Origin of the sequence: Halorubrum sp. SP3, from assembly GCF_005435195.1 — an archaeon.
GTDB classification, from domain to species: domain Archaea; phylum Halobacteriota; class Halobacteria; order Halobacteriales; family Haloferacaceae; genus Halorubrum; species Halorubrum sodomense.
In genome coordinates, this window is the sequence record NZ_SGTU01000205.1 from 1 (window position 1) to 701 (window position 701).

Consider the following 701-nt stretch of genomic DNA (forward strand, 5'->3'; position numbering starts at 1 on the left):
GTCGATCCAGCCCTTCGCTGGCGCTTGTTACTGTTTCAACAGCAAATTGGCTCTCCTGTTCAGAGAGTATATCGGCTGTTAGTCCCGCGAGAGCGGGGTCATCATCAACGAGAAGAACCGAAACGCCTGTTGACTCAATCATGTATGATAACTAAGCGGTGACACATATAGCATTTCGGAGGAAATTTTCATTCGGGATACTCAGCCGATTTTTCCATCTACTGTGAGGTTGATACAAGACTCGTCCAGATCTAGCCGGTCCTCAGACTAATTGACATCCTCCCACGCCTGAAGACGCGGGAATCCCACGGCACCGCACCGCTGAGTTGGGATATTACGGTTCGCAGTTCACGACCTGTTCTCGCGGGGCGAAACTGCCCTCGCTGCGGTCAAACAGGTGAACCGCTGGCTGTGCCAACCAGCCGTTATCCCTATCGCCGCCATCCGTGGCGAGACTCGGGAGTACCTTTTGTCGAAAGTACTCTACCGAGCTCAAAAGGGAATCCACGAAGCTAAGAACTCGTATTTTAACCGGCGAGAATGCTAAGGTGGAATTAGGCGCTAATCCCCCTTTTTCAAGGAGCAACGCAGAAATTGAAGCGACGAAGTAGCGCAGTAGGGAGTGGGGTTAGCAGAATACAGGCGGTAAGCCCCCTTCCTCAAGGAGCGACCAGCGGGAGCGAGTAGGGTGGGGTAGTTCA

1 pseudogene is annotated in these 701 nt (G+C 52.9%); it reads right to left on the bottom strand.

The annotated features are described in order from the left end of the window. Positions 1-334: 334 nt before the first annotated feature. Positions 335-484: pseudogene (locus tag EXE42_RS20390) on the bottom strand (RNA-guided endonuclease TnpB family protein); the annotation flags it as partial. Between the last annotated feature and the right edge of the window lie 217 nt (positions 485-701).